Annotated in this window: 17 protein-coding genes; 8 read left to right on the forward strand and 9 right to left on the reverse strand. The window is 68.1% G+C overall.

Translation table 11 applies throughout. The annotated features are described in order from the left end of the window. Window positions 1-31: 31 nt before the first annotated feature. The 6 genes from KY49_RS33830 to KY49_RS33855 form a co-directional block, all read right to left on the reverse strand. Window positions 32-484, reverse strand: a complete 453-nt coding sequence (locus KY49_RS33830; protein ID WP_042588576.1) for a dihydroneopterin aldolase — start codon at window positions 482-484, stop codon at window positions 32-34. Then, a complete protein-coding gene (locus KY49_RS33835; RefSeq protein ID WP_042588577.1) occupies window positions 481-1,113 on the reverse strand; it encodes a sarcosine oxidase subunit gamma in 633 nt (210 codons plus the stop codon). The genes KY49_RS33830 and KY49_RS33835 overlap by 4 nt, the downstream gene beginning before the upstream one ends. Continuing rightward, window positions 1,103-4,114: a sarcosine oxidase subunit alpha family protein gene (locus KY49_RS33840; RefSeq protein WP_042588578.1), complete on the reverse strand. Its 3,012-nt coding sequence runs from the start codon at window positions 4,112-4,114 to the stop codon at window positions 1,103-1,105. The genes KY49_RS33835 and KY49_RS33840 overlap by 11 nt, the downstream gene beginning before the upstream one ends. Next, window positions 4,111-4,407 (reverse strand): sarcosine oxidase subunit delta, encoded by a 297-nt coding sequence (locus KY49_RS33845; RefSeq protein WP_042588579.1) that lies wholly within the window; start codon window positions 4,405-4,407, stop codon window positions 4,111-4,113. The genes KY49_RS33840 and KY49_RS33845 overlap by 4 nt, the downstream gene beginning before the upstream one ends. 82 nt (window positions 4,408-4,489) lie before the next feature. Beyond that, window positions 4,490-5,734, reverse strand: coding sequence for a sarcosine oxidase subunit beta family protein (locus KY49_RS33850; RefSeq protein WP_042588580.1), 1,245 nt, complete (start codon window positions 5,732-5,734; stop codon window positions 4,490-4,492). A 16-nt stretch (window positions 5,735-5,750) separates the two neighbouring features. Continuing rightward, entirely contained in the window at window positions 5,751-7,136 is a 1,386-nt protein-coding gene (locus KY49_RS33855; RefSeq protein ID WP_042588581.1) for an L-serine ammonia-lyase, read from the reverse strand. Between the two features lie 277 nt (window positions 7,137-7,413). Between KY49_RS33855 and KY49_RS33860 the strand changes: the two genes are divergently transcribed. Together KY49_RS33860 and KY49_RS33865 are read left to right on the forward strand one after the other, a co-directional pair. Further along, window positions 7,414-8,466 (forward strand): GlxA family transcriptional regulator, encoded by a 1,053-nt coding sequence (locus KY49_RS33860; RefSeq protein ID WP_042588582.1) that lies wholly within the window; start codon window positions 7,414-7,416, stop codon window positions 8,464-8,466. Between the two features lie 111 nt (window positions 8,467-8,577). Beyond that, window positions 8,578-8,826, forward strand: coding sequence for a hypothetical protein (locus tag KY49_RS33865; RefSeq protein WP_042588583.1), 249 nt, complete (start codon window positions 8,578-8,580; stop codon window positions 8,824-8,826). Window positions 8,827-8,875: 49 nt separating this feature from the next. Here KY49_RS33865 and KY49_RS33870 read toward each other — a convergent pair whose 3' ends face one another. Then, window positions 8,876-9,523, reverse strand: a complete 648-nt coding sequence (locus KY49_RS33870) for a LysE family translocator (protein WP_042588584.1) — start codon at window positions 9,521-9,523, stop codon at window positions 8,876-8,878. A 163-nt stretch (window positions 9,524-9,686) separates the two neighbouring features. Between KY49_RS33870 and KY49_RS33875 the strand changes: the two genes are divergently transcribed. Together KY49_RS33875 and KY49_RS33880 are read left to right on the forward strand one after the other, a co-directional pair. Beyond that, on the forward strand, window positions 9,687-10,610 hold the full coding sequence (locus KY49_RS33875) for a LysR substrate-binding domain-containing protein (RefSeq protein WP_042588585.1): 924 nt from the start codon (window positions 9,687-9,689) through the stop codon (window positions 10,608-10,610). Between the two features lie 196 nt (window positions 10,611-10,806). Continuing rightward, window positions 10,807-11,277: a VOC family protein gene (locus KY49_RS33880; RefSeq protein ID WP_042588586.1), complete on the forward strand. Its 471-nt coding sequence runs from the start codon at window positions 10,807-10,809 to the stop codon at window positions 11,275-11,277. 54 nt (window positions 11,278-11,331) lie between these two features. On the opposite strand, the gene KY49_RS33885 is transcribed toward KY49_RS33880, so the two are convergent. Both KY49_RS33885 and KY49_RS33890 read right to left on the reverse strand, forming a co-directional pair. Next, window positions 11,332-11,571 carry a hypothetical protein gene (locus KY49_RS33885; protein ID WP_042588587.1) on the reverse strand — a complete coding sequence of 80 codons (240 nt, stop codon included), beginning with the start codon at window positions 11,569-11,571 and terminating at the stop codon, window positions 11,332-11,334. Between the two features lie 87 nt (window positions 11,572-11,658). Then, entirely contained in the window at window positions 11,659-12,804 is a 1,146-nt protein-coding gene (locus KY49_RS33890) for a patatin-like phospholipase family protein (protein WP_042588588.1), read from the reverse strand. Between the two features lie 150 nt (window positions 12,805-12,954). On the opposite strand from KY49_RS33890, the gene KY49_RS33895 reads away from it, so the two are divergent. Genes KY49_RS33895 through otnC form a run of 4 tightly spaced genes read left to right on the forward strand, consistent with a single transcriptional unit; the run spans window position 12,955 to window position 16,553 of the window. Next, window positions 12,955-13,659 (forward strand): FadR/GntR family transcriptional regulator, encoded by a 705-nt coding sequence (locus KY49_RS33895; protein WP_042588589.1) that lies wholly within the window; start codon window positions 12,955-12,957, stop codon window positions 13,657-13,659. Between the two features lie 47 nt (window positions 13,660-13,706). Next, a complete protein-coding gene (gene ltnD, locus KY49_RS33900) occupies window positions 13,707-14,597 on the forward strand; it encodes an L-threonate dehydrogenase (protein WP_042588590.1) in 891 nt (296 codons plus the stop codon). Between the two features lie 19 nt (window positions 14,598-14,616). Beyond that, a complete protein-coding gene (otnK, locus tag KY49_RS33905) occupies window positions 14,617-15,918 on the forward strand; it encodes a 3-oxo-tetronate kinase (protein WP_042588946.1) in 1,302 nt (433 codons plus the stop codon). After that, window positions 15,915-16,553 (forward strand): 3-oxo-tetronate 4-phosphate decarboxylase, encoded by a 639-nt coding sequence (gene otnC, locus KY49_RS33910; RefSeq protein ID WP_042588591.1) that lies wholly within the window; start codon window positions 15,915-15,917, stop codon window positions 16,551-16,553. Before otnK ends, otnC begins: the two co-directional genes overlap by 4 nt. Window positions 16,554-16,636: the final 83 nt, after the last annotated feature.

A 16,636-nucleotide genomic window follows, 5' to 3' on the forward strand; every position in this document is an offset into this window, starting at 1 on the left:
TCGGATAGAAATGGCATCTACCCGGCCAAGCCTATCCGGCCGAGCCGACCCGCCCCACCTCCCCCGTCCACCGCAGGTAATCCCCCCGCGTCCAGTCCAGCGACACCCCGACGCGTTTCGTCCCCGGCCGGATCTTCGGCTTGTGGACGGACAGCGTCAGCGTCTCCAGCGCCGGCCATTCGCGAAACGACAGCACCGCGATCTCGGCGACCAGCGTCTCGAGCAGCCGCGTATGCGGCTTGTGCGCGAGAAACGCCGCCACCCGCGCGCAATACCCGTCGTAATCGATCCACTCCCCGGCCTCGCTCGGCTCGCAGCGATACCCGAGCTGCGCATCGATCACGATCGGCTGCGGCGCGTCATGCTCGTGCGCATGGATGCCGATCCGCGCCGGCACCTTCAGTTCGTCGACGAACACGCTCCAGCCGCGCCCTCGCAGGCGCGGCGCGTCGATCGACACGAACGGTTCGTCGACCGGCTTCATGATGCGAGCGGCGCAGCCGCGTCGAACATGATGCGGACGAAATAGTCGGCGAAGCTGCGGCGCACGACGATCTCGTACGTGTCGTCACCGGTCGGCACCAGCACGATCGACGCCTTGAAGTAATGCGACTGCGCGCACTGCCCCGCCTTGAACTGGCGCGGATGCAGGTCGAGCGGGCAACCGCGCGCCAGCACGTCGCGCACGCGCTCGCCACTGACCTCGACGACCGTATAGCCGCTGCCGACGTCGACCGCCGCCGCATACGAGCCCTGCACGGCCTCGGCAAGCGCCGCCTCGAGCACGCCCGCCTGCACGGGCCCGTTCGAGCGCACGAGCCATTCGTCGGGGCCGAGCCACAGCACGTCGTACTCGGCGCCGCGCGCAACCGTGTTCGGCGCGGCAGGCGGCCGGCAGCCGACCACGCGCTCGAACGCGGCGACGAACGCCGGGTCGCTCAGCTCGCCGCGCACGTTGACGAGGTCGAGGAACGGCCGCTCGCGCAGCGTGAACTTCTTCGATGCGCGCGCCTGCTGCGTCTTCAGCAGGTCGGCCGCGCCGACGAACGGCGATTCGAGCTGCACGCCGCCCGCGCCCGCCACCTGCGTCTGGTTTCTCGTTTCATTCCACATGCTGGCGCACCCCTTCGGTATCGTAGAAAACCGGGCTCGAAATCTTCGCGGTGATGCGCTTGCCGTTGGCCAGCGGAATCACGACGCTCTCGCCCATCTTGTTCAGGCCGCCCTTCACCACCGCAAGCGCGATCGAGCGCTTCAGGATCGGGCTGTAATAGCTCGACGTCACGTGGCCGATCATCGGCGTCGGCTCGGTCGTCGACACCTGCGTGTCCTTCGCGACGATCTGCGCGCCTTCCGGCAGCACGAACTGCTCGTCGTCGGTCAGCAGGCCGACGAACTGCTTGCGGCCTTCCTTCGCGGTATCCGAGCGCGACAGCGAACGCTTGCCGAGGAAGTCCTTCGACTTCGCGACGAGCCCGCCCATCCCGAGGTCGTAAGGCGTGACCGACCCGTCGGTATCCTGGCCGACGATGATGTAGCCCTTCTCCGCGCGCAGCACGTGCATCGTCTCGGTGCCGTACGGCGTGATGTCGAACTCGGCGCCCGCGGCCATCAACGCTTCCCACACCGCGCGGCCCGCGTTCGCCGGCACGTTCACTTCATAGGCCAGCTCGCCCGAGAAGCTGATCCGCATCACGCGCGCCTTCACGCCCGCCACCGTGCCGTTGCGGTAGCTCATGAACGGGAACGCCTCGTTGCCGAAGTCGATGTCCCGGCACACCTTCTGCACGACCTTGCGGCTCTTCGGGCCGACGACCGCGAAGGTCGCCCAATGGTCCGTCACCGACGCGAGGCGCACCTTCATGTCAGGCCATTCCGTCTGCAGCCAGCGTTCGAGCCAAGTGAGCACGCGCGCCGCGCCGCCGGTCGTGGTCGTCATCATGAAGTGCTGGTCGGCGAGGCGCACCGTCACGCCGTCGTCGAACACCATCCCGTTCTCGTCGAGCATCAGCCCGTAGCGGCACTTGCCGACCTCGAGCTTGCCCCACGGGTTCGTGTACATCCAGTTCAGGAGCTTCACCGCGTCCGGGCCCTGGATGTCGATCTTGCCGAGCGTCGATGCGTCGAGGATGCCGACGCTGTTGCGCACCGCGAGGCATTCGCGCTTCACCGCCACGTGCAGGTCCTCGCCGTTCTTCGGGAAGTACCACGGCCGCTTCCAGTTGCCGACGTCCTCGAACATCGCGCCGTGCTCGACGTGCCATTCGTGCACGCAGGTCTTGCGGATCGGGTCGAGGAAATCGCCGGTCTCGCGGCCCGCGAACGTGCCGAACGACACGGGCGTGTAGTTCGGGCGGAACGTCGTCGTGCCCGTCTCCGGAATCGACTTGCCGAGCGCCTGCGCGAGGATCGCCATCCCGTTGATGTTGCCGAGCTTGCCCTGGTCGGTGCCGAAGCCCATCGCCGTGTAGCGCTTCACGTGCTCGACCGACTCGAAGCCTTCGCGCGCGGCGAGCAGGATGTCGGCGGCCGCCACGTCGTTCTGGAAATCGACGAACTGCTTCGGCCCGCGCGCGGCGGCCTCGCGGCTGCCGACGAGCCACAACGGCTGCAGCGCGCCTTCCGCGACTTCGGCGACCTTCGGCGCGGCCGGGCGCTGCGTGGCGGAGAAGCCGGCGGCCTTCGCCGCTTCCGCGCCCGCGTCGAGCGCGAGCCGCAGCGCACGCGCGAGCCCGAATTCGCCCGCCGCCGCGCCGACGCTCGCCTCGGGCTGCACCGCCTTGCCCGGCAGGAAGCAGGCTTTCTCGTCGCTCCAGCACGCCTTGCCGCCCGATTGCGCGAACAGGTGCAGCACCGGGCTGAAGCCGCCCGACATCGCGACGAGGTCGCACGGCAGCGTCTTCAGCTTGCCGCCCGTCTGGCCGTTCATGTAGGACGCGACGTCAACCGACGAGACGCGCCACTTGCCCGCCGCGGCCGTCACGACCGCGCCGCTCATCACCGTCACGCCCTGGCGCTTCGCCGCCGCGGGCAGCGCGCCGTTGCTCGACGCGCGCGCATCGACGACCGTCACCTTCGCGCCGCATGCCTTCAGGTCGAGCGCCGCCTGGTAGCCGCGGTCGTTGTTCGTGAACACGACCGCGTCGCGGCCCGGCAGCACGCCGAAGCGATGGATGTACGCGGACACCGCGCCCGCGAGCATCACGCCCGGCAGGTCGTTGTTGCCGAACACGATCGACCGCTCGTGCGCACCGGTCGCGAGGATCACGCGCTTCGCGCGGATCTTCCACAGCAGCTCGCGGGTGCCCTTGCGCATCGACACCGGCAGGTGATCGGTCAGGCGCTGCGTGACCGTCACGAGGTTGTGGTCCTGGTAGCCGAACGCGGTGCTGCGCGCGAGGATCGTCACGTCGGGCAGCTTGCGCAGCTCGGCTTCGATCTTCTCGACCCACTGCAGCGCGGGCTTGCCGTCGATTTCCGCGCGGCACGACAGCAGGCTGCCGCCGAGCTCGCGCTGGTCGTCGACGAGGATCACGCGCGCGCCGGCCGTCGCCGCCGCATGCGCGGCCGCGAGGCCCGACGGGCCGCCGCCGACGACGAGCACGTCGCAGTGCGCGTAGCACTTGTCGTAGCGATCGGCGTCGAGCACCTCGGGCGCCTTGCCGAGGCCGGCCGCTTCACGGATCTTCTCTTCGTACTTCGGCCACATGTTGCGCGGCCACATGAAGGTCTTGTAGTAGAACCCGGCGGGCATGAAGCGCGACAGCTTCTGGTTGATCGCGTACTTGTCGTGCTCGAGCGACGGTTCCGCGTTCACGCTGGTCGCGACGAGGCCCTGGTACAGCTCGATCTCGGTCGCGCGCGCATTCGGCACGGTGTACGGGCCGGACTCGAGCTGCACGACGGCATTCGGTTCCGCGACGTCCGCCGTCACGATCCCGCGCGGGCGGTGGTACTTGAAGCTGCGCGCGACGAAGTGCACGCCGTTCGCGAGCAGCGCGGACGCGAGCGTGTCGCCCTGGAAGCCCTGATAGGTGCGCCCGTTGAACGTGAAGGTCAGCGGAATCGCGCGATTGATGCGGCCACCGGTGCCGAGACGGTCTTTCTGGCTCATTTGCTGGTGCCCTCTTCGTTGGCGTTGGCGGCGGCTCCGCCGAATTTTTCGTAGCCCTTGATTTCGTAGGTGACGGTATCGCGCTCGACCTTGAACCAGCGGCGGCAGCCTTGCGTATGCAGCCACTGCTCCTTGTGCAGCCCGCGCTTGTTCTCGCGCATGAACACGTATTCGCCCCATTCGCGGTCGGTCATGGTCTCGTTGTTCACCGGGCGCACGATATCGGCTTCACCGCCGCACGTGAACTCGGATTCGGCGCGCGGCCCGCACCACGGACATTCGATCAGCAACATGTTTCCTTCTCCTCGTGTGTCGACCAGAGTTGGCGCTTCGGCGCCTTACTCCGGTCCCATGCACTTCAGTGCGGGTCGTCGATCAGTGCGCGACGGCGGCAGCGCCGTGCTCGTCGATCAGGTGGCCGGTGTAGAAGCGGTCGAGCGCGAACGGCGCGTTCAGCGGGTGCGGTTCGTCGCGCGCGATCGTGTGCGCGAACACCCAGCCCGAGCCGGGCGTCGCCTTGAAGCCGCCCGTGCCCCAGCCGCAGTTGAAATACAGGCCCTTCACGTCGGTCTTGCTGATGATCGGGCACGCGTCCGGCGACACGTCGACGATGCCGCCCCACTGGCGGTTCATCCGCACGCGCGAGAACACCGGGAACATCTCGACGATCGCCTGCAGCGTGCCTTCGATGATGTGGAAGCTGCCGCGCTGGCCGAAGCCCGTGTACTGGTCGATGCCCGCGCCGATCACGAGGTCGCCCTTGTCGGACTGGCTGATGTACGCGTGCACCGCGTTCGACATGATCACCGAGTTGACGACCGGCTTGATCGGCTCGGACACGAGCGCCTGCAGCGGGTGGCTTTCGATCGGCAGGCGGATGCCGGCCATGTCGGCGAGCGTCGTCGTATTGCCGGCCGCGACCACCGCGACCTTCTTCGCCTTGATGAAGCCCTTCACCGTGTCGACGCCGACCACCGCGCCGCCTTCGCGACGGATGCCCGTCACCTGGCAGTTCTGGATGATGTCGACGCCCGCGCGGTCCGCGCCGCGCGCGAAACCCCAGGCCACCGCATCGTGGCGCGCGACGCCCGCGCGCCGCTGGATCGACGCGCCGAGCACCGGGTAGCGGCTGTTCAGGTTGATCGTCGGCTCGATTTCCTTGATCTGCGCGGGCGTCAGGAACTCCGCGTCGACGCCGTTCAGCCGGTTCGCATTGACGCGGCGCTCGGTGTCGCGCACGTCCTGCAGCGTGTGCGCGAGGTTCATCACGCCGCGCTGGCTGAACATCACGTTGTAGTTCAGGTCCTGCGACAGCCCTTCCCACAGCTTCATCGCCTTCTCGTACAGAGCGGCCGACTCGTCCCACAGGTAGTTCGAGCGCACGATCGTCGTGTTGCGCGCGGTGTTGCCGCCGCCGATCCAGCCTTTCTCGAGGATCGCGACGTTGGTGATGCCGTGCTCCTTCGCGAGGTAGTACGCGGTCGCGAGGCCGTGGCCGCCGCCGCCGACGATCACGACGTCGTATTCCTTCTTCGGTTCCGGGCTCTTCCACTGCTTTTCCCAGTTCTCGTGATACGAGAGGCCGTTGCGGAACAGGCTGAATATCGAGTAGCGGCTCATTTTGATGGACCCTTCGTTAGCATTCGATGACGTTCACGGCCAGACCGCCGCGTGACGTTTCCTTGTATTTCGTCTTCATGTCGGCACCCGTCTCGCGCATCGTCTTGATGACCGAGTCGAGCGACACGTAGTGCTGGCCGTTGCCCTTCAGCGCCATGCGCGATGCGTTCAGCGCCTTGATCGCGCCCATCGCGTTGCGCTCGATGCACGGGATCTGCACGAGCCCGCCGACCGGGTCGCAGGTCATCCCGAGGTTGTGCTCCATGCCGATCTCGGCAGCGTTCTCGACCTGGTCCGGCGTGCCGCCCATCACCGCGGCGAGCGCGGCCGCGGCCATCGAGCACGCGACGCCGACCTCGCCCTGGCAGCCGACTTCCGCGCCGGAGATCGACGCGGTTTCCTTGTAGATGATCCCGATCGCGGCAGCCGTCAGCAGGAATTCGACGATGCCGGCCTCGTTCGAGCCGGGCACGAACTTCACGTAGTAGTGCAGCACCGCCGGGATCACGCCGGCCGCGCCGTTGGTCGGCGCGGTGACGACGCGCCCGCCCGCCGCGTTCTCCTCGTTGACGGCCATCGCGTACAGGTTGACCCAGTCGAGCATCGACAGCGGGTCGCGCAGCGACTCCTCCGAACGCGCGCGCAGCCGCCCGTACAGCTCGGCCGCGCGGCGCTTCACGCGCATCGGGCCCGGCAGTTCGCCCTCGACCTTGCAGCCGCGCTCGACGCACGCGGCCATCGTGCGCCAGATCGCGAGCAGGCCCGCGCGCACTTCGTCTTCGGCGCGCAGCGCGCATTCGTTGCGCAGCATCAGCTCGGCGATCGACAGCCCGTGGTCGCGGCACTGGCGCATCAGGTCGTCGCCGGTGCGGAACGGATACGGCACCTCGGCCGCCGCGCGCACGCCGTTCACGCGGTCGCCGTCGCGGTTCACGACGAAGCCGCCGCCGATCGAGTAATACTCTTTCTCGACGAGCAGCTGGCCGTGCTCGTCGAACGCCTGGAAGCGCATCCCGTTCGGATGCACGATGCTCGTGCCGCTCATCAGCTTCCGGTAGAAGCCGATGTGCTCCTTCTCGTCGAAGCGGACCGCCTGCCTGCCGAGCAGCGAAAGGGACTTGCCGGCGCGGATCTCCGCGAGGCGCGGCTCGATCAGGTCCGGGTCGATCGAATCGGGCAGATGGCCTTCGAGGCCGAGCAGCACCGCCTTGTCGGTGCCGTGCCCCTTGCCGGTCGCGCCGAGCGAGCCGTACAGCTCGACCCGCACGCGCCGCACGAAGCCGAGCAGGTTGGCGTCCTCGATATGCGATGCGAAGCGGCAAGCGGCGATCATCGGGCCGACCGTATGCGAGCTGGACGGGCCGATGCCGATCTTGAACAGGTCGAAGACGCTGACGTTCATCTGGCTTCCTCTGGATGGACACACGTGAAGTGACGTTGGACGCCAGTACACCAAAGCGTAAAATCGGCCGATAGAACAAAAACGGCATCGGCGTGGGACGACGCCGCCAAGCGCCGCGCCGCCTGGCCCGAAAGTGCGTTTTGACGATGGTTCCCGACGGAAAAACGCAAGTGCGCGCGCCATCGATCGGCGACGCTGGGGCATCCGCGCCGCCCGTGCCGACCCTGTAGAAAGTGAGACCTGGCCGCCCCGGCGCGCCGTGACGAGATTTGCCGCGATGACACCCGACGTACCTGCTTCCCCCCTCGCCGAACCTGCGCCGAAACGCATCCGCTTCGGCATCGTGCTGCTGCCGAACTTCACGCTGACCGCGTTCTCCGGTTTCGTCGACATGCTGCGGCTGTCCGCCGACGACGGCGACTACAGCAAGCCGGTGCGCTGCGCGTGGAGCGTGATCGGGGAAACCCTCGCGCCGGTGCGCGCGAGCTGCGGGATCCAGGTCACGCCGTGGGAGACCTTCGACGATGCGGAGCCGTTCGACTACGTGGTCGTCGTGGGCGGCCTGCTGCATTCGGGGCCGCAGGCGGGGCCGGAAACGATCGGCTTCATCCACCGCGCGGCCGCCGACGGCGCGACGGTCGTCGGCATCTGCACCGGCGTGTTCACCCTGATGCGCGCGGGCGTGCTCGACGGGCATCGCACCTGCGTGAGCTGGTTCCACTACTGGGATTTCATCGAGCGCTTCCCGGCCGCCGACCCCGACCTGCTGATCGCCGACCGGCTGTTCGTGATCGACCGGCGGCGCATCACCTGCTCGGGCGGGCGCGCGTCGATCGACGTCGCCGCCGCGATCCTGCTGCGCCATTTCGACCATGCGACCGTGCAGAAGGCGCTGCGCATCCTGCTGGTCGGCGAGATGCAGAAAGGCAACGCGCCGCAGCCGCATCCGCCGGGCCTCGAGCCCGCGACGCACCCGAAGGTCAAGCGCGCGATTCTGCTGATGGAACAGCACGTCGGGCGCGCGCTCCCGCTCGAGGAGCTCGCGTGCAAGCTCGACCTGTCGGCGCGCCAGCTCGAACGGCTGTTCAAGGCGGAAACCGGCAAGAGCCCGCAGGCGTTCGCGAAGCAGGTGCGGCTGCGCACGGCCGCGTGGCTGCTGACGAGTTCGGACCGGACGGTCGCCGACATCGCGTCGAGCTGCGGGTTCGCCGACGCGTCGCATCTCGGGCGGGAGTTCCGCAAGCAGTTCGGGGTGCCGCCGGCCGCTTATCGGGAACGCGGCGGGGAGGCGGCGGCCGTGCCTGACGTGGTCGAGGAAGAGGTGGACTGATCGGCGCCGGGCGGTTTGCCGGGCCGTTATTTAAGCCAGCGCTTACCGGGGAAGCCCCGAGTGCCGCACGACGCGCGTCCGCGTTACGCTTGCACGTCGAGGAGACGAACCATGAGAAGAGCTTTGCATATCGCCGTTGTCGCGCTGCTGGCGTATCTCGTTGCCGATCGCGCGTTGCTGCATGCCCGCGGGCTCGACGCCAGCCCGCTTGCGTGCAAGCAGGGCGCGCAGCGGGTGAAGCACGACGCGCTCGGCCAGGGCTTCGACGATGCCGCGGCCAGCAGCCAGGGCGAGGCATTCATGTCGGGCTGCCTGGTGACCGGGAGGGGGAGCCGGGACGTGACGATGTCGAGCAATTGACGCGGAAGCGCATCATCCCGATCACGGCGATACGCAGGTCTCCAGCGCACTACGCTACGCCCCCGATCCCCCCGACGAACCCGGCGAGCGCGATCACGAGCAGCACGCCCGCCGACGATGCGGTGATCCAGCGCTGCTTTCGATGAATCAGCGGGTGGTTGACCGCGGCCATGTAGCCCGTGAGGATCGTGAAATCGACGGCGATCCACAGCGCGGCCAGAATTGCCAGACTCGCGCGCGAATCCGTGGTGATGCCGACGAATTGCGGAAAGAACGCGACAAAAAACAGCAGGTCCTTCGGATTCGCGATGCCGACGAGAAAGCCGCGCACCACGCCCGGCAGTCGCCGCGATGTGGGCGCCGGTTCGGGTTCGCCATCGCTGCCGCCGCGCATGCGGCCGGCGCGCCATTCACCATGCAGCGTGCGGATTGCCAGGACGGCAATGAACACGCAGCCCAGCACATGCAGCCACTTGATCAGGCGCTCGCTGACGAGCACCACGCCGAACACCATCAGCATCGCCAGCACGATCAGGACGAGGCTTGCGGCATTCGCGCCCATCGCGGTCAGGACGCCCTGACGGAAGCCGCGCCGGGCGACCGTGCCGACCACCAGCATGACGACGGGTCCGGGCGTCGCGATGAGCAGCACGATCGCGGCAAGATAGGCCAACAGCAGCGGGTAATGGAGTGCCATGAATAAAAGTTGTTTGATGGTCTGACTCGCCCGCCGCCCGGCGCGACCTCATGCCGGCCCGATGCCCGTGGCTGCGAGATGCGTGTAGTATTGCGCGTCAGGACCGCCGCTGAAAAACGGAAAATCCTGCCTTATCACATGAGTTTTATTCACATTGAACTCCATGAAGGCAAAGCCGCTTCCCCCTGTTTACGCATTGCGCGCGTTCGAGAGTGCGGCGCGCACCGGCTCGTTTACGCTTGCCGCCGAGGAACTGAGCCTCACGCAAAGTGCGGTGAGCAAGCACGTCAGGACGCTCGAGGCGTACTTCGGCCGGAAACTGTTCGTCCGGCGGGGCCCCAAGATGAACGTGACGGCGGAAGGACGCATCTTCGCGACGGGCCTCAAGCGCGGTTTCCGGCAAATCGAGGAAGCGTGCACGCTCTTCCAGACGCAACGCGACGTGCTGCGGCTCAAGGCGCCTTCCACGCTCACCATGCGCTGGCTGCTCGATGCGCTCGCCGCGTTTCGCAAGACTCAACCCGGCTTCGAGGTGCAGATCACGAGCGTGTGGATGGATGTCGATACCGTCGATTTTTTCAGCGAACCCTACGATTGCGCGATCCTGCTCGGCGCCGGCAAGTTCGGCGAAGACACGCACTGCGTGAAGCTGTTCGATGAATGGTTGATCCCGATCTGCTCGCACGCGCTCGCGCCGGCGGCCCGTGCGAATCTTGCCGCGTGCGATCTGATCCATCCGTCGCCCGACCGCCGCGACTGGCGTCGCTGGCTCAACGGAAGCGGACACGCGTTCGATGTGGACATCACGCGCGGCGGACAGGTCTTCGACATGCTCGAACAGGGCATCGCGGCGGCCGTCGCCGGTCACGGGATATCGATCGGCGATCTGGCGCTCTGCGCCGGCGCGATCGATGAGGGGCAGCTCGCGCTGCCGTTCAAGACGGCGGTCAACGCCGGCGACGCGTACTACCTCGTCGCGCCGGAAGACTCCGGCAAGGCGGCGCAGGTTCGCGAGCTTCATGCCTTCCTGGAAAGCCGAATGCCGCGGCTGACCTATCCGGACATTCGCTTCGCGGGTGTGCGCTGAGCTTGCTCAAACTTCGGATGCCTGATCAGGAAGCGATACGACCGATCAACCGGGGTCGCATCCGCATGCCCGAAGCGCGCAAAAAGGTGTGAAGTTTCTCTTCTCGACGTGTTAATTTTGGTGGCCTCTCTCCGTCGTCTCAATGGCGGCATGAACCTTGCCCGGGCATTTGGCCCGCACTGACAGGAGATTTGCCATGACGATTCAGAAGATCACGCCTTTCCTCTGGTATTCCACGGAAGCCGAAGAGGCCGCCGCCTTCTATGCAAGCATCTTTCCGGACTCGCGCGTGAATCGGGTCACGTCGGTGCCGGGCGCCGGTTCCACCAAGGTCGTCGAGTTCGTTCTGTTCGGGCAGCCGTTCATCGCGATGAGCCATGAGCGCACCGAGCCGTTCAACCACGCGATCTCGCTGATGGTCAATTGTCGCGACCAGGCGGAGCTCGACGGCTACTGGAGCGCGCTGCTCGAAGGCGGCACGGCCGACGGCTGCGGCTGGCTGAGGGACCGCTTCGGCGTGTCGTGGCAGATCGTTCCGGACGATCTCATCGCGATGATGGCCGACCCCGACCCGGTCAAGGCCGCGCGCGTGGCCGGCGCGATGATGCAAATGACGAAGTTCGACGTCGCCGCGCTGCAGGCGGCCTATGCGGGAACGAAGGATTGACGAAAGGCCCCGCGCCGCGTGCGCGCCATCGGGCGTCGATCAGGCTACGTCCGCCTACTTCGCCTGCACGTCGGTCACGATGAACTCCTCGGCCGCCTTGCGCTGGATCGCGGCCATCATCGCCAGATCGTGCTTGCTGCCCGGCTCGCTGGAGACGACCCCGGTTGCGTGTTTCGCCTTCGCGCCCGGCGGGTAGAACACGAACGACGCGCCGGCCGGGGCATCCGGCTGCGCGCGCAGGCGCTTGTTGAGGATCTTCAGGTACTTTTTCTTCGACACTTGCTTTGCAGCCATGACACCCTCCTCCATGGTTACGATCAGGGCAGCATACCAGCTTTGATCGCCGTCCCGGCGCGCCCGATCGCGGCTGCGCGCAGCGCATCAGACACGCGCTGCGCTGGTCGCGGTTTCGTCCGGGCTATAGACGCTCAATCCCTCGATCGGGTCCATCGGCGCCTCCCACGGGCGCGCCGCAATCGCGCGCATCGCGGCGTCGTAGCCGGCCCGCCGGCGGGCGGCGATGCCGGCCGGCGTGAAATCGATGTCCTTGAACTGGTTGTCCCCGTCGAGCCGCGGCGCGGCGAGCTTGATCACGCGCATCGTGGTCTGGCATCCCCACGCGGCCAGCGCCCGGACTTCGGGCGTCGCGCGCTCGGCTTCCGGAACGTGCCGGACCAGTTCGCGGATCACGTGGCGCAGGCGGTGGATCTGCTGCTGACGCTTGATCTGGCTGTCGGTGCGGCTCGCGTACTGGATGTCCTTCTGCCGTTCCGATACCTGCCAGATGCTTTCCGGCTCGGGGCCGACCGGGTTCCACATCTGCACCGAGAAGATGATCGAGCTCCGGCGCGGCGCGTCGTCCAGCACCACCTCGACCGGGGTATTGGAATAGACGCCGCCGTCCCAGTACGGCTGGCCGTCGATCCGCACCGCGGGGAACGCCGGCGGCAGCGCGCCCGAGCTCATGATGTGCTCGACTGTCAGCGGGTTGTGGGGGTCGCGCGAGTCGAAATAGCGCATCTCGCCCGTGCACGCGTTCACGGCGCCGACGGTCAGGCGCGGCCGGCCCGCGTTCAGCAGGCCGGGCTCGATCAGCGAGACGAGCGTATCGCGCAGCGGCGCGATCCTGTAATAGGACGCGCGATCGACGCCCAGGCGGGCCATCGGCCCGAGCCACGACGCGGGATTCGGTTCGAAGAACCCCGTGATGCCGCCGCCGATGATCATCATCTCGGCAAACAGCCTGTCCCACCCCGGCAGCGCGCCGGGGCCGGCGAGCTCGGTTCGTTCGGTCACGCGGCGCCAGAACTCCGCGAGGCGCCGATAGCGATGCTCGGGCGGATTCCCGACGATCAGCGCCGCATTGATCGCGCCGATCGAGGTGCCGATGACCCAGTCCGGCTCGATGCCGGATTCGCTCATCGCCTGAAACACGCCGAGCTGGTACGCGCCCAACGCGCCGCCGCCCTGCAGGACGAGCACGACCTGCCCCGGCAATTCCATTCGTTCTGGCTGGCTCACAAACATGGCTTGCCTCGCTGGTGCAGCAATGGCCGGACCCACCCCGGTTGATCCAGTGTAGTAGGCGATCGGCGCCGTGCCGATCGAGGGTTATTCCGGATGCTGCCGCTCGTTGAAATTTGTATGATGACCACATCACCTTATAAACACAGCGCCATGTTCGAGAAAATTCCCGCCCGCGCGATGAGCGACCACGTCGCGCAGCAGCTTCTGAAGCAGATCGAGGCCGGCAGTTTCGCGGCCACCGGCAAGCTGCCGACCGAGGCCGTGCTCGCGCAGGAGTTCGGCGTGAGCCGCACCGTGATCCGCGAGGCGATCTCGCGCCTGAAGAACGAAGGCGTCGTCGAGCCGCGCCAGGGCAGCGGCGTGTACGTGAACCAGCACGGCGCGATCCGGCCGCTGCGCATCGACTACGCGGAAGCGGTCGAGGCGAGTTCGCTGCCGCACCTGCTCGCGGTGCGCCGCGCGATCGAGGCGGAAGTCGCCGCAGAAGCCGCGCTGCATCACACCGCGGACGACATGGCCGACATCGACGACGCGCTGCGCAGGATCGACGACGCGGTGGCCGAAGGCCGCGACGGCGTCGCCGAGGACGTCGCGTTCCACCGCACGATCGCAGCCGTCACCGGCAACCCGTATTTCCTGAAGACGCTGCAGTTCCTGAACCAGTATCTCGAAGCGGGCGTGAAGGTCACGCGCGGCAACGAGGCGACGCGCGAGGATTTCTCGCGGCAGGTTCGCGAAGAACACGCGGCGATCGCCGACGCGATCCGCGCGCGCGACCCGAGCGCGGCGCGCAACGCCGCCCGCACGCACATGTACAACGCCGCCCGCCGCCTCGCGGAAGCCGGCATCTGCTGAACGCGGCGGCGCGCCGCCCTCCTCTCACGAATCGATCAAGGTTGACCATGTCACGAAATGTTGGAGTCATTGGCCTCGGTGCGATGGGTCTGGGCGTCGCCCGCTCGCTGCTGCGCGCCGGGTTTCGCGTGCACGCATGCGACGTGCGCGAGCCGGTGCTGAACGCGTTCGCGGCCGAAGGCGGCATCGCGTGCGCGACGCCCGCCGAGCTTGGCGCGCAGTGCGACGTCGTCGTGACGCTCGTCGTCAATGCAGAGCAGTCCGAAACGGTGCTGTTCGGCGAGCATGGCGCGGTCGCGCGGATGAAGCCGGGCGGCGTCGTGATCGCGAGCGCGACCGTCGCGCCCGAGTTCGCGATCGCGCTCGGCCGGCGCATCGAGGCGGCCGGGCTGCAGATGCTCGACGCGCCGGTGTCCGGCGGCGCCGCGCGCGCGGCGTCCGGCGAGATGACGATGATGACGTCGGGCCCGGCCGCCGCCTACGCCGCGTGCGAGGACGTGCTGGCCGCGATCGCGGGCAAGGTCTATCGCCTCGGCAGCGCGCACGGCGTCGGCTCGAAAGTGAAGATCATCAACCAGCTTCTGGCGGGCGTGCATATCGCCGCAGCGGCCGAAGCGATGGCGCTCGGCCTGCGCGAAGGCGTCGACCCCGACGCGCTGTACGACGTGATCACGCACAGCGCCGGCAACTCGTGGATGTTCGAGAACCGCGTGCCGCACATCCTGAACGGCGACTACACGCCGCTGTCCGCGGTCGACATCTTCGTGAAGGATCTCGGCCTCGTGCTCGACACCGCGCGCCGCAGCAAATTCCCGCTGCCGCTGTCGGCTGCCGCGCACCAGATGTTCATGAGCGCGTCGAGCGCCGGCCACGGCGGCGAGGACGACTCCGCCGTGATCAAGACCTTCCCCGGCATCACGCTGCCGCCGTCCCGTTGATCCGCGCGAGGCCATGACCATGAACGCATCCGCTTCCCGCCCCCTGCTCGGCTGCATCGCCGACGATTTCACCGGCGCGACCGATCTCGCGAACATGCTCGTCAAGAGCGGCATGCGCACCGTGCAGACGATCGGCGTGCCCGCCGGCGATGCGGCGCCCGAAGCAGCGCTCGACGCCGACGCGATCGTCGTCGCGCTGAAGTCGCGCACGATTCCCGCGGCCGACGCCGTCGCGCAATCGCTCGCCGCGCTCGAATGGCTGCGCGCGCAGGGCTGCCGGCAGTTCTTCTTCAAGTACTGCTCGACGTTCGACTCGACCGATGCGGGCAACATCGGCCCGGTCGCCGACGCGCTGCTCGACGCGGCGGGCGGCGGCTTCGCGATCGCGTGCCCGGCGTTCCCGGAGAACGGCCGCACGATCTTCCGTGGTCATTTGTTCGTCGGCGACGTGCTGTTGAACGAGTCGGGCATGGAGAACCATCCGCTCACGCCGATGCGGGACGCGAACCTCGTGCGCGTGCTGCAGCGGCAGACGCCGTCGAAAGTCGGCCTGATCCGCTACGACGCGATCGGCCTCGGCGCCGCCGCCGTGCGCGCGACGATCGCGCAGCTTCGTGCGGAAGGCGCGCGCTTCGCGATCGCCGACGCGCTGTCCGATCGCGACCTGTACGTGCTCGGCGAAGCGTGCGCGGACCTGCCGCTCGTCACCGGCGGCTCGGGCGTCGCGCTCGGCCTGCCGGCCAATTTCCGCACGGCGGGCCTGCTGCCCGAGCGCGACAACGCGGCATCGCTGCCGCGCATCGACGGGTTCTCCGCCGTGCTCGCCGGCAGCGCGTCGAAGGCGACCAACGCGCAGGTCGCCGAATGGCGCGCGCACCGCCCGAGCTTGCGCATCGATCCGCTCGCGGCGGCGCGCGGCGAGCCGGTGGTCGAGCAGGCGCTCGCGTTCGCGCGCTCGCACCTGCCCGAACCGGTGCTGATCTACGCGACCGCGACGCCCGACGAAGTGAAGGCCGTCCAGCAGGCGCTCGGCGTCGAAGCGGCCGGCCATCTCGTCGAAAGCACGCTCGCCGCGATCGCGCGGGGCCTGCGCGCGCTCGGCGTGCGCAAGTTCGTCGTCGCGGGCGGCGAGACGTCCGGCGCGGTCGTGCAGGCGCTCGACGTGAAGTCGCTGCAGATCGGCGCGCAGATCGATCCGGGCGTGCCCGCGACCGCGACGATCGACGCGGAGCCGCTCGGCCTCGCGCTGAAGTCGGGCAATTTCGGCGCGGTCGATTTCTTCGACAAGGCGCTGCGCCAACTGGACGGAGCCGGCCGATGAGCATCGAGGCGACACTGCGCGAGGAGATCTGCGTGGTCGGCGCGAGCCTGTATGCGCGCGGCCATGCGGTCGGCAGCGCGGGCAACATCAGCGCGCGGCTCGACGACGGCTGGCTGATCACGCCGACCGACGCGTGCCTCGGCCGGCTCGACCCGAACGACATCGCGAAGGTCGGCCTCGACGGCCGGCCGGTGTCGGGCGGCAGGCCGTCGAAGACGCTGACGCTGCATCGCGGCATCTATGCGCGCAACGCGGAAGCGAACGGCATCGTCCATACGCATTCGACGCATCTGGTCGCGCTGACGCTCGCGGGCGTGTGGCGCGACACCGACGTGCTGCCGCCGATCACGCCGTACTACGTGATGAAGGTCGGCCACATCCCGCTGATCCGCTACCGCCGCCCCGGCGACCCGGAGGTCGCCGCCGAAGTCGCCGCGCTCGCCGACCGCGTGCGCGGCGTGCTGCTCGACCGGCTCGGCCCGGTGATGTGGGGCGCATCGGTGTCGCAGGCGTCGTATGCGCTCGAGGAGCTCGAGGAAACGGCGCGCCTGTGGCTGATGACCGAGCCGAAGCCCGAGCCGCTGTCCGAAGCGGCGCTCGACGAGCTCAGGCAAGCGTTCGGCGCGCGCTGGTAACTCACCATTTCTGCCCGCCGTGTGCGCGGGCCCTTTCCGTCAGCACACACCAACGACCGGCGTCGTACGCGCCGCCGGCACCC

Source organism: Burkholderia sp. MSHR3999 (assembly GCF_000833595.1).
Lineage (GTDB): Bacteria > Pseudomonadota > Gammaproteobacteria > Burkholderiales > Burkholderiaceae > Burkholderia > Burkholderia ubonensis.